The 12,745-nt window shown below is 51.6% G+C and carries 6 protein-coding genes, 1 tRNA gene and 2 rRNA genes; all 9 read left to right on the forward strand.

Annotated features, from left to right (window positions below; genetic code table 11):
• The first annotated feature begins 166 nt into the window (after positions 1–166).
• Positions 167–2,996 (forward strand): 23S ribosomal RNA (locus ACP15L_RS14670).
• A gap of 179 nt (positions 2,997–3,175) precedes the next feature.
• A 5S ribosomal RNA gene (gene rrf, locus ACP15L_RS14675) occupies positions 3,176–3,290 on the forward strand.
• 124 nt (positions 3,291–3,414) lie between these two features.
• Positions 3,415–3,491 (forward strand) — tRNA-Met (locus ACP15L_RS14680).
• 785 nt (positions 3,492–4,276) lie between these two features.
• Complete coding sequence (locus tag ACP15L_RS14685) at positions 4,277–7,420, forward strand: AAA family ATPase (RefSeq protein ID WP_425084750.1); 3,144 nt, start codon at positions 4,277–4,279, stop codon at positions 7,418–7,420.
• A gap of 278 nt (positions 7,421–7,698) precedes the next feature.
• The gene (locus ACP15L_RS14690) at positions 7,699–8,637 is read left to right on the forward strand and encodes a hypothetical protein (protein WP_425084751.1); all 939 of its coding nucleotides are present in this window, start codon (positions 7,699–7,701) and stop codon (positions 8,635–8,637) included.
• Positions 8,638–9,384: 747 nt separating this feature from the next.
• Positions 9,385–9,723, forward strand: a complete 339-nt coding sequence (locus tag ACP15L_RS14695; RefSeq protein ID WP_425084752.1) for a hypothetical protein — start codon at positions 9,385–9,387, stop codon at positions 9,721–9,723.
• Positions 9,716–10,942 carry a biotin/lipoyl-binding protein gene (locus tag ACP15L_RS14700; protein WP_170692426.1) on the forward strand — a complete coding sequence of 409 codons (1,227 nt, stop codon included), beginning with the start codon at positions 9,716–9,718 and terminating at the stop codon, positions 10,940–10,942. Before ACP15L_RS14695 ends, ACP15L_RS14700 begins: the two co-directional genes overlap by 8 nt.
• Positions 10,943–10,974: 32 nt before the next feature.
• The gene (locus ACP15L_RS14705) at positions 10,975–11,301 is read left to right on the forward strand and encodes a potassium channel family protein (protein ID WP_170379822.1); all 327 of its coding nucleotides are present in this window, start codon (positions 10,975–10,977) and stop codon (positions 11,299–11,301) included.
• Between the two features lie 529 nt (positions 11,302–11,830).
• A complete protein-coding gene (locus ACP15L_RS14710) occupies positions 11,831–12,727 on the forward strand; it encodes a hypothetical protein (protein WP_425084753.1) in 897 nt (298 codons plus the stop codon).
• The last annotated feature ends 18 nt before the right edge of the window (positions 12,728–12,745 follow it).

The raw sequence follows: 12,745 nt of genomic DNA on the forward strand, positions 1-12,745 counted from the left end.
ACATCGGCAGCGCGGGTTCCAGGATGGAAGGCGGGAAAGTATGCTTTTGGTTCAGAAGAAAGATCGCCTTTAGTTACCAGCTGGGCGGTCGCGATTGACATACTTGTGCTCAAGTAGCCGAATAGGCGGTAGCACAAATATCGTGTGTCTTTCTCTTTCTGGATCAAATCAAGCGCGAGAAGGGCGTTTGGTGAATGCCTTGGCAGCAAGAGGCGATGAAAGACGTGATACTCTGCGATAAGCCATGGGGAGCTGAGAATAAGCTTTGATCCATGGATCTCTGAATGGGGCAACCCACCTGAAAGTTCGTTGTAAATTGCTCCGCAATATTACAACGGATTTAAACAGGTACTTAAGACCTGAATACATAGGGTTTTAAGAGCAAACCCGGGGAACTGAAACATCTAAGTACCCGGAGGAAAGGAAATCAATTGATACTCCCCTAGTAGCGGCGAGCGAACGGGGACCAGCCGAGCCAGATAAGTGACTAGAACACGTTGGGAAGCGTGGCCATAGCGGGTGACAGCCCCGTATAGGAAGCTTTGATGGACGTATTAAGTAGGGCGGAACACGTGAAATTCTGTCTGAAGATCGGAGGACCACCTTCGAAGGCTAAGTACTCCTTGCTGACCGATAGCGAACCAGTACCGTGAGGGAAAGGTGAAAAGCACCCCGACGAGGGGAGTGAAACAGTACCTGAAACCGAACGCCTACAATCAGTCGGAGGATCCTCGAGATCTGACGGCGTACCTTTTGTATAATGGGTCATCGACTTGGTCTCACGAGCAAGCTTAAGCCGTTAGGTGTAGGCGTAGCGAAAGCGAGTCTTAATAGGGCGCATGAGTTCGTGGGATCAGACCCGAAACCGAGTGATCTAGGCATGGCCAGGTTGAAGGTAAGGTAACACTTACTGGAGGACCGAACCCACATCCGTTGAAAAGGATCGGGATGAGCTGTGCCTAGGGGTGAAAGGCCAATCAAACTCGGAGATAGCTGGTTCTCTGCGAAATCTATTTAGGTAGAGCGTCATCCGAATACCCCGGGGGGTAGAGCACTGGATGGGTAATGGGGCCCCACAGGCTTACTGATCCTAACCAAACTCCGAATACCCGGGAGTACTAGATGGCAGACACACTGCGGATGCTAACGTCCGTAGTGGAGAGGGAAACAACCCTGACCTACGACTAAGGCCCCCAATTCATGGCTAAGTGGGAAAGCAGGTGGGACGACCAAAACAACCAGGAGGTTGGCTTAGAAGCAGCCATCCTTTAAAGATAGCGTAACAGCTCACTGGTCTAAATAAGTTGTCCTGCGGCGAAGATGTAACGGGGCTCAAGCCATGAGCCGAAGTCTAGGGATGCGTAAGCATCGGTAGCAGAGCGTAGTGTGACATAGAACTCATCCGTATTTGCATCCACCTGGATGTAATGACGGATCGAGTTCTTTCGATGAAGCCGGGGCGTGAGCCATCCGGTGGAGAGATCACTAGTGAGAATGATGACATGAGTAGCGACAAAGAGTGTGAGAGACACTCTCGCCGAAAGTCCAAGGGTTCCTGCTTAAAGCTAATCTGAGCAGGGTAAGCCGGCCCCTAAGCCGAGGCCGAAAGGCGTAGGCGATGGGAACTAGGTTAATATTCCTAGGCCAGGAGGATGTGACGGATCACAGGTGTAGTTCAATCTTATCGGATTGATTGGGCTGCTGAGTGGTTCCTGGAAATAGCCCTCCATCAGACCGTACCCTAAACCGACACAGGTGGACTGGTAGAGCATACCAAGGCGCTTGAGAGAACGATGTTGAAGGAACTCGGCAAAATACCTCCGTAAGTTCGCGAGAAGGAGGCCCGGTTCCTAGGCAACTAGGGGCTGGGGGCACAAACCAGGGGGTGGCGACTGTTTATTAAAAACACAGGGCTCTGCGAAGTCGCAAGACGACGTATAGGGTCTGACGCCTGCCCGGTGCCTGAAGGTTAAAAGGAGAGGTGAGAGCCTTGAATTGAAGCCCAGGTAAACGGCGGCCGTAACTATAACGGTCCTAAGGTAGCGAAATTCCTTGTCGGGTAAGTTCCGACCTGCACGAATGGCGTAACGACTTCCCCGCTGTCTCCAACATCGACTCAGCGAAATTGAATTGCCTGTCAAGATGCAGGCTTCCCGCGGTTAGACGGAAAGACCCCGTGCACCTTTACTACAGCTTCGCACTGGCATCAGGATTGTGATGTGCAGGATAGGTGGTAGGCTTTGAAGCGGAAACGCAAGTATCCGTGGAGCCTCCCTTGAGATACCACCCTTCGCACTCTTGATGTCTAACCGCGGTCCGTTATCCGGACCCGGGACCCTGCGTGGCGGGTAGTTTGACTGGGGCGGTCGCCTCCTAAAGCGTAACGGAGGCGCGCGAAGGTTGGCTCAGAGCGGTCGGAAATCGCTCGTTGAGTGCAATGGCAGAAGCCAGCCTGACTGCGAGACTGACAAGTCGAGCAGAGTCGAAAGACGGCCATAGTGATCCGGTGGTCCCGAGTGGAAGGGCCATCGCTCAACGGATAAAAGGTACGCCGGGGATAACAGGCTGATACTGCCCAAGAGTCCATATCGACGGCAGTGTTTGGCACCTCGATGTCGGCTCATCTCATCCTGGGGCTGGAGCAGGTCCCAAGGGTACGGCTGTTCGCCGTTTAAAGAGGTACGTGAGCTGGGTTTAGAACGTCGTGAGACAGTTCGGTCCCTATCTGCCGTGGGTGTAGGAGACTTGAGAGGAGTTGCCCCTAGTACGAGAGGACCGGGGTGAACGATCCACTGGTGGACCAGTTGTCGTGCCAACGGCAGTGCTGGGTAGCTATGATCGGACAGGATAACCGCTGAAGGCATCTAAGCGGGAAGCCCCCCTCAAAACAAGGTCTCCCTGAGGGCCGTGGAAGACCACCACGTCAATAGGCCGGAGATGTAAGCGCAGTAATGCGTTCAGTTGACCGGTACTAATCGCCCGATAGGCTTGATTTGATCCAGTAACAGAAAGACAAATCAAACCAAAAGCATACACCGACCTTGACAATGGATGACGTCGTAGCGCCAAGCCGCGATGTTGATTGAAAACACAACCGAGTGGCAACGCACATACGCTAACTGCCACCTCGTCGCTTTCTTGCACAGCAAGAAAGTCAACATGGGCTTTTCCTCGGTTTGGTGGTCATAGCGCAAGTGAAACACCCGGTCCCATCCCGAACCCGGAAGTTAAGCACTGCCGCGCCAATGGTACTTGGGCTTAAGCCCCGGGAGAGTAGGTCACCGCCAAACCTAGTAAAAGCCCACAGTCTCTCTAATACGATCAGAAGAACACTACACGGCCTCAAGTAGCGTAAGCGGTAGGCCAACAAATGGTCTCAAGTAGCCGAATAGGCGGTAGACCAACGCAAAGTGTCGCGGGATGGAGCAGCCCGGTAGCTCGTCAGGCTCATAACCTGAAGGTCGCAGGTTCAAATCCTGCTCCCGCAACCAGCGTCAGAAAATCCAAACAGCCCGATCAGACTACAAACAGTCAAGCGAACTGTTTTTGTAGCAAAAATACCTCGTCAGGCTCAGGCAGTGGGCAGGGTTGTTACAAGCTGGGTTGACCAAATTGTTGGGCAAGCCGCCGTCTTATGTGGGAAAGTATGAATTGGTGGAAAGCCGGTTGGAGATCGTGGAAACGAAGGCGTTGAAAGCCGACGCCTCGATTGTCATCCGCGCAGTTTCCGATTTGGCTCCAGACCATCTACGGTGACGTGCCGCAGAGGAAAGAAGGAGTTTCTACAAAGGTCGTGCAGTTATGGTGCATTTCGGGACGTCATGATCAACGCTCTCGAAGCGTGATATAGTCCTAAGAGGAGCGTGGGGCAATGCGTTGCAATAATTACCATTCGAATCCAAAAGCGGACTCGCGACCTATGGGTGCCGTCAAGCCGGTGCGCAAAAGCCACTGGTTTTGCGGGTTGGCAGCGTGGTGGCCTGGGACAGTATAGGCAACTACATAGGTATTGCTAGGAAGAAGTGGCAGGTAGCTGAGAACCGCTCGGACCGCTTGGGGCAGGGGAACCTGGTACGATTCAGGTTGATAGAGCCAGACCAATGTGAGTTTCTTCCGCCCATTTCAGAAAATCGAGTTTTCTGTTATTATCATCAGGTCTAATCTGCACGAACTATTTTCACAATAAAATCAAGACCTTTCAAAAGCTGTTTTCACAACTTTGAGAATTGTCAGAAGTTTCTAATTTCTGACTATCTCCGAAGTTCGGAGGGGAGAGATGGACCAACTCAAAGCCTGGCTAGAAAGTCATTCGCTAGACAAACACTATGATGTGTTCGCCAAAAACTCTGTCGACCTAGAAATAATAGCAGATCTGGAAGAGGTTGACTTTACAGAGTTGGGTCTAAACGTGGGTGATCGAAAACGCATAATGCGTGCTTTGAAAACTCTCAAAGGGGCCTCCAAGAGTTCTCTGACGTCAGTCAAGACCAACACACTTATTCAGAGTGCTACCGGCCAACTTAGCAATACCCAATCTGGCAACATAGTAGACACAACGGAGAAGCTGCATCTGACAATGATGTTTGTGGACCTAGTAGAGTCGACCGCACTTTCCAGCGAGCTTGATCTGGAAGACTATCGCGATGTGATACATCAGTATCAAAGGGTCGCACTCGAGGCGATTGGTCACCATCACGGGCACGTAGCTCAGTTCATCGGAGATGCGGTCACTGCCTATTTCGGATATCCCACTGCCGCCGAGGATGATGCAGAACGAGCTGTGAAAGCTGGTTTGGATATTTGCGGTGGACTGAGCAAGCACCTTTCCGCAGTGGGCCGCACCATTCGAGCTAGGATTGGGATAGCTACCGGTGATCTTGTTGTTGAAGAGCAATCGATGCGCGAGGGGCTGGCTTACGGCGATACGCCGAACTTGGCAGCCCGGATTGTGGCTGTCGCTCGGCCAGGAACAGTCGCGATAAGTGACCGAACGAAGAGGTTGTTGGGCACGTCCATAGAGTGTGAGTGGCTCGGTGAGTATAAATTAAAAGGCTTTCAGAAACCCCAAGGCGTTTGGTCTGTCAACGAATCTCCCGATACGGGATTGCGGTTTCGTTCGCGTCAAAAACGTGCGATTTCGCCAATGGTCAACCGCGAAGAGGAAATACGCTTGCTCGAAAGCCGATGGAGGTCAGTTTGTGACGGCCAAACACAAACTGTTCTACTCTCTGGTGAAGCCGGTATAGGCAAGTCGAGGCTTGTTGAGGAACTATGGAATAGGATTGGCGACGATGGCGGGCAACGTCTGAACTTTCAGTGTTCTGTTCACCACCAAAGCAACGCGTTATTCCCTCTTGTCTCGCTTGTTAACCAAGCTGCAAAAATTCGACGCTCGGACACGCAAGAACAGCAAGAAAGCAAACTCAGACGCCTATTGAATAGTTGGTTTTCCGGACCGGACTATGAGCGTGCATTCGCATCATTTGCAAATCTTCTATCAATCCGTACGGGTGTTAGTGATCGGGCAATCGACCTTTCGCCAGAGCAACTCAAATCTCTACTGAATCAACTATTGGTAAATCTTGCTGTCCGGCTTTCAGATCAGAGCCCTGTACTACTGCTGTTTGAGGATCTTCATTGGGTAGATCCATCTACTGAAGAACTAATAGATATACTGATTGAGCGCCTTCACCAGCATCGAGTCATGATCTTGTGCACGTCGCGACCTGAATATCAGCTACGTTGGACTGGGCTATCACGCGTCACGTCCCTCACTATACCGCGACTAGATGATTTCTGTGCTCGCGAAATGATGCGCAACGAGCTTTCAGGTGAAATAGCCGCTCCTGAAATAGAAAATCAAATCATCCAAAAATCCGATGGTGTTCCGCTGTTTCTCGAAGAACTAGCCCATATGGTCCGGCGGCGCCTGAATAACCCTAGCTCGGCGCGCAATGATGGTGAGTTAATCTCGCTGCCTTCGACTTTGAAAGATCTACTACGCGCGAAGATTGATGGGCTGGTGACCGCCCGGGAGGTGGTCCCCGTTTGTGCCGCGATCGGACGAATGATCTATCCATCCATGGTTCAGGCCGTCACCGGGTTGTCCTTCGAGCAAGCGCGCAATCAACTAGACTATCTCTCTGATGTAGACATTCTCGTGCCGAGAGGAAATCAACCGGATCGAATTTACTCGTTCCGGCATGCTTTGATTCAAGATGCAGCTTACGATCTGATGCTCAAAAGCCGTGCCAAAACACTACACCGGCAGATCGCCAGAGTGATTGTGGCCTCATATCCTGACTTGGCGCTCCAACAACCAGATTTGCTTGCGCAACACTACACGCTTGCGGAAATGCCCGCCCAGGCAAGGGACGCATGGCGTGATGCAGCAATCCATGCAGCGAACCGCTCTGCAACCGAAGAGACAATCCAACATCTTGAAAATGCTCTAAACCAAAACAAAATATTAGGTGATCAGGAAACGGGTGCGTCCGAAGAAATCGCACTCCGTAAGATGTTTAATGTCGCGTTGAATACTCGTGCGTTTGGCTCGCATCCGGTTCTTGAGAACATGGCTCGATTGCATGAGTTACTTCTCAGTTCAGCAACGGCACCTGAGGATGCATTTCTCGCCATTCACGTTCAATTTGGCGTGCAGTTGATGCTAGGCGACGCTGCAAGCGCGCTTAAGATGTGCGACGATTTTGATCGAATTGCGGAAGAATGCGACGATGTTACTATGAAGTCGGTCGGCAACCACAATCGCGGAATGGCAATGTTTATGCTGGGGAATTTCTCAGCTGCGATCGCCCAATTTGACAGAGCGCTCGCGTTTCGTCGACACTGTACGGTCGAGGATATACTGCGATTTCACGCCGCAGACATTGGCCCAGTCGATGCGGCGATGCGCTGTTGGGCCCGAGCCTTGAATGGCGATGACCCCGCCGATGTTCGCTCCGGGATCGAGACCGCAGTCATAGAATTGAACTCCGAAGAACACGAGTTTTCGCGATGCTATGCTCTTAATATTCTTGCCACATCTTATCAACCTTTGGGTGACATCGACGCGTTGCTAGAATTGGTTGACGAAGCATCTAAGATCAGCAGCGAACACAATTTCAAGTACTGGGACGCTTGGAGCGCCATAGTTCGGTCATGGGCTCAAGCCTGTTCTGGAGAGCCTACGCTTGCAATTTCTGGTCTTTTAGAGGCGATTGATGCTTATCTGGCTACAGGCTCAACGCAGATCACGCAATATGCATACACGCTGCTGGCGGACGCATATCTTCGCGATGGCGATGTTGAACTCGCTCTCTCTACGATCAATAAGATGAAGGCAAACCAGAAAGAGGGCGGAGTTGCCTATCATTTGGGTGTTGCCGCACGAATTGAGGCCAACATCCGCGCTGCAGTGTAGCATTGCGGCGGAGAGGGAATAAGGCGCGGCAAGCGTCTGGCATTTTCGGCGAACTACCTAAATTCGTTCATCGAACTCCATCGATGAGTATTGCGCAATGCCAACCTCTGGCAAATCACGTGCAAATTAGGCTTAGCTGTGCTAATACCGCTTACCATGGATGGTGGGCGCAAAGCACCCGGATTGCAGGGACAATTTCTGCTAGTGCGCTAAAACTAGATGCAAATTGTTGATTATTGGTGCCTTTTTCGACGGTTTATTGCTTTGTGGAGGGTTTCATGACCACAAATTTTTGTTTTGGGATTCAGCGAATAAAGTTTCTGATAGCTCCTACAATGTTGGCGGTTTCTACTGTTGCTGCGACCCAAGTCCATAGTCAGGAGCAGGAAGTTCAACGTTTACCTCCAGTTAGTTACAGCTACATTACCGAGACCGGTGGAGAACGACAGAACATTGATCTTGGAATGCTTTCGGAGGCACTTTCCAATCAAGAATTCAGCCTCAAAACTGTAAATGAGCTATCAGTGCAATCTGTCGATGATCTTGAGGTAATGAGAAACGAACCACCTGCTGAGCTTCAACGACTCCTAGATGATGACACATCAGCGCCTCTTGGAGAGGCGTTGCTATTGGGGGGGATGTCGAGTGCCGCGGCGATTGCAATTCTCAACGTCACATCCATCGGTGCGGAAAAATGTGAGGCATTGGGTAAAAAGCTATATGGAACGCCACTACTCGGGAGCAGTTCCATGCGTGCTGTCCAGAATGCACTTCACGTTGGAACAGGAATAGGTCTTGGCCGCGGAGAGTTCGACATTCGGACAACTAAGTATGTTATGTGTCGAGATCCAAAGACGAATACTTTCGAAGGAATTCCTATCAACGTTCGTTGGACCTTCAATGTGAATGGCAACAGCCTTATATCTGAGACTACAGGAAACTTTTCAGATCCGCCGCCCAACAACGGCAACTACAAACAGCGTTTTCTAGCCGAAGGACTCGGGATTCAACTCGTACTGATGGAAATCGACGGAGTGCCGCTCGCGCCAGACAACCCAGTTTACTTGGTTGTTGAAAACGCCTGTATTGACATTTGGTTTGTGGACGAAGTCAGTGGTCACGATATCTGGGTACCAGCTTCGATGCCTGGCAGCGGTGTGTTTTGCGCGGGTGGTTATTGCAAAGACGTTCCGCCGGGCTTGGATGCAACCCAATAACAAATGGCGTTTTTGTCTCATGGATTTTTACGTGATGTTTAACACAGTTGACGCTGAACCGGGTGCGATGGAATTAAGGGTTACGGCTTCGGCCGTAACCTTTGGGTGGTGCGAAAGAGATTCTTCGCCACCAAGACTGGTCAGTTGCAAGGAATATGGTCAACCAAGTGTTGTGGAAAGCAATCGTGCTAGTCGAAGCCGAAGTATGGTTCTAAATCTCATCTGCTGCAAACCCATTCACTTGACGGTTGACTAGCCCCATTATTGTCAATTTCGTTTCCTAAGTAGATACTTCAACGGTGTTCGACAACGCTGGTTGCGTCCTCCCGCAACCAATCTTTAGTATCAGATAACAAACACTTAGCGCCGCCTTCGGGCGGTGTTCCTATTTACGCAAACCCTCTGGAAGCATTGTCAAATCAACACGAGCGGAAACGGTACGTTTTCGGGCGGGCAACAAGAAACTCTGCACGATACATACCCATAGGGCCGGGATGAGAGCAAAGCAGAAATGGCGTGCCATTTGAATGCTACGGATACATTCGAAAGCTACAACCTCAGAACGGACCCAACAGTAATCTTAACATATTTATGGCGGTTTCTATGCACCCGAGACCCACAGTTTGGTGGTCTAGCAAAATTTTCGATGGTGCGTTTGAACAAACCCAAAAGCCTCAACGCAAATTGGTTTTCTTGATTTCCATAAGTTATATTCGAATGTGATTACCTGAATGCGGGGAGGGGCAGGTGAACAGTTCTATTTCTGATGAGGCAATGGCAAGGCTCCCATTTTGGGTAACACCCCCGGGGGAGACAGACGGTTTTCTGATCGTTGTTGGGTTGGTTCTAGTCATAGTGCTGCTGGGTTTTGGTGCGCTTTACTTCACCGTACAGGCCATTCCAGACCGCATGGCAGCAGGTGCTCACAAAGTGCAAATGCAGTTAGTCGGTGTGCTTGGATTGATCTCCCTCTTCACCCTCAACAACGCTTTCTGGATCGCAGCAATTCTGATCGCCGCCGTGCCCTTGCATGAAATCTTTCCGCTCAAGACCGACGTAGACATCTCGGAGAGCCACGATGCTTGAGTTGGTCTTCTCTGCACTGATCACAATCGTTCCGGACTACCTCTATCGCCGCTACAAGCAGGGCAAGCGGTGGGGCCAAGAAATTACCCTGTTCAATGTCTGGTACGAGTTGCGGTGGGGTCTGACTGCCTGTGCAATATTGGCTGTGACGCTGATCACGGTGATCTTCTATTTCCACCCTTCAACGCGGAATGTCTCAGCTGCATTTCGCACAGTTACCATTCTCTCGGATCGCGTGGGGCGGGTCGCGGAGGTCTACGTTGCCAATAATGAGGACGTTATGGCTGGCGAGCCGATTTTCCGACTGGACACCACACGGCAGGTGGCGGCAGCAGAAACGGCTCAGCGACGTATCGAAGAGATTGAGGCGGCTTTAGGCCTGACCGCAACGGAAGTTGCGAATGCCACCGCCAGGGTTGAAGCGACAGAAGCTGACCTTGCTCAGGCGACGAGTGATTTGGAGCGACGCCTGGAGCTTGCGGAGCGAAACAACACCGTTGTTAGTGAGCAGGAACTGGAACGGTTGCAAACCGCAGTGACCGGCGCAGAAAGTCAGCGCGCAGCCGCTATTGCCTCGTTAGACGGTGCCAAATTGCGCCAAACCACCCTTCTCCCTGCACAGCTTGAAACTGCGCGTGCGGTTTTGAGAGAGGCTGAGAACGAGATATCAAAATCCACCGTTTTTGCCGAGGTGGATGGGACGGTAACGCAATTTCTCCTCAAGCCGGGTGATATCGTTAATCCAATACTACGCCCTGCCGGGATTTTGGTGCCTGAGGTTACGGGACAGGGGCGTTTTATCGCAGCTTTTGGTCAGATTTCTGCCAGTGTACTAAAGCCGGGTATGCTGGTGGAAATTACCTGCGCGTCTAAACCGTTGACCATAGTCCCGATGGTTGTCGATGACGTGCAAGGGGCGATTGCCGCGGGGCAGTTCCGACCGGGTGATACGCTGTTGGATCAGCAGGATCGAGCGCGACCCGGTACAGTTACAGCGTTCCTAGCACCTATTTTTCCTCAGCATCTTGATAGCATCCCGCCAGGTAGTGCGTGCGTGGGCGTTGCGTATACGAGCCGAGCAAAGGAGATCGACGCTGGTGAGATCACGGGCCTGTCTGCCTTCATCGCAAGGATTGTGGATGGCATGGGTATAGCAAATGCAATTGTCTTGCGTGCGCAGGCCATTCTGCTTCCTGTTAAGACATTGGTATTCAACTAGGCCCACAACTGGCAGTGAGGTAGAGTTTCGCTATGGGTTGCGACGCCAGCTACATTTGCACGTTTCTATCGGTTTTCCTTTGGGACCTGATCTACCTGTCACCGATACTTCTTTTCCTGTTGGTTTTGGTTTGCATGCTCGGGATATCAATTGGTCGGATCGAAGGCTGGTCGACCGGGGTGAGCCTTTACCATGCGTTCATAAACGCAACTACCGTTGGCTACGGAGACATTAGGCCCGAGAAACCCACGAGCCGGGTTTTGTCGGTTATCAACGCATTTGTTGGGCTTATCTTTGCGGGCATTGTCGTCGGTATAGGTGTACATGCCGTCGAGACCTCAATGAATATCGAATTTTGATTTGTCTAGGTTTCAAGAGACGCGAATGACCGTTTTATCCGCGTTGTGGCCGTCAATGACGACGAGTGCGGCACCCGTAGCAAACTTCAGCTTGGTAGCCACTTCAAGAAAACCAGAACTTCTCGCGCGCCTTGGCAAGCCGTTCTTTACGCGGAGTTGTAAGTCGTCGCTGACTAGAGGCGCAGAGGTACAAAGTAGCCCTTCGAATGCGGATAGATCCCCAAAGCGATCGCTCAAAAGAACAAAAAAGCAAAAAAACCACAGACTAATCTCCGGCTGGATAAAAAGTCCTTAGCTGCTACTCTGATCCTATGGTACCGCGCTTTGCACTTGGTTTAAGGAGTTTTTCCGTAGGTTGAGAATAATTCTGATCATATTGGCGACTATCTTCGGGCTTGTTGAACCGCGAGCCGGACACGCGTGTGGGGTTTGTATCGAGCGGCCCGAGGCGTCGCTTGCAGATCACATCCTGTCGGCCGAATTCATAGTGTTGGCTGGTCCTGCGATCGAAAACCCGTTCAGATACGGTGTGCAGGAGGTTCTGAAAGGACGGTGGGAAAGCCTTGGCGACCTGCCGGATATTCCCTTCCTCATTGATAGCGTAACGCGGCGCGCCCTCCGCTTGGATGCTACAAGATCTGTTTTGTTGACCTACGGGCCGGACTATCAAGAAAGCACTGATCGAAGCTTCTCGAAGGCATGGCGGCGTATTTTTCTAGTCGACCCGGAAAGAGCTGAATTTTTCGAGAACCTACGCTTGGCCGGTGCATTGTGGACCTACGGCGAAACGGACACTCAGGACCGTGTTCAGTTTTTTGCCGAATATTTGTGGCACGCGGACACCGCGCTTCATAACGCGGCCCTGATAGAAATCGGGCGGGCACCCTACAAGCTTGTGCGCCCAATCGGTGACACGTCCACGACCAGGCAGATTCTGCGGGACTTCAACGATTTGAACCGCTTCCCCTACAGATCCGTCGCAATTCGCCTGTTGGGTCTGCAAACAGATCCACAGGCGCGCTCGATAGTGAAGGCGCGTTTTGCTGATGTGCTGGCCTCGGGCGACTTGCATTCTTATGAGTGGGCACTTGCCGGTATAGAAGCAGACGAGGAAGCCGCTATCAACGCGATCGGATTGGCGCTGCAAGACAGGCAAAGGACTTCGGTCGACAGACAGCCACTTATTCGCGCTTTGGCTGAGGCCGGTGAATCGCAGGCAAGATTCAAGCCTCAGATCATCCAGATATTCTCGGAAGCTTTAGGAATGGACTCGGACCTGGCCCTGCAGATTGCAATTGCTACGCGGCAATGGGGGAGTACTCAGTTAAACCAGCAGTTTGAGGCTTTGCTTGCCCGGGCTGATACAGATCCGGCCACTCAGTTTGCCCTCAACCTGGCTTTGGGGACTGGTGTGGCGACTGACTAAGCTGCGTTCGAACGGTGT

It is taken from the genome of Ruegeria profundi (assembly GCF_049800715.1).
GTDB lineage: Bacteria > Pseudomonadota > Alphaproteobacteria > Rhodobacterales > Rhodobacteraceae > Ruegeria > Ruegeria profundi_A.

What these genes read in the sequence shown, in the direction of transcription:
- ACP15L_RS14700 (WP_170692426.1), top strand. Translation starts at nt 9,716, where the DNA reads ATGCTTGAGTTGGTCTTCTCTGCACTGATCACAATCGTTCCGGACTAC.
- ACP15L_RS14685 (WP_425084750.1), top strand. Translation starts at nt 4,277, where the DNA reads ATGGACCAACTCAAAGCCTGGCTAGAAAGTCATTCGCTAGACAAACAC.
- ACP15L_RS14705 (WP_170379822.1), top strand. Translation starts at nt 10,975, where the DNA reads ATGGGTTGCGACGCCAGCTACATTTGCACGTTTCTATCGGTTTTCCTT.
- ACP15L_RS14690 (WP_425084751.1), top strand. Translation starts at nt 7,699, where the DNA reads ATGACCACAAATTTTTGTTTTGGGATTCAGCGAATAAAGTTTCTGATA.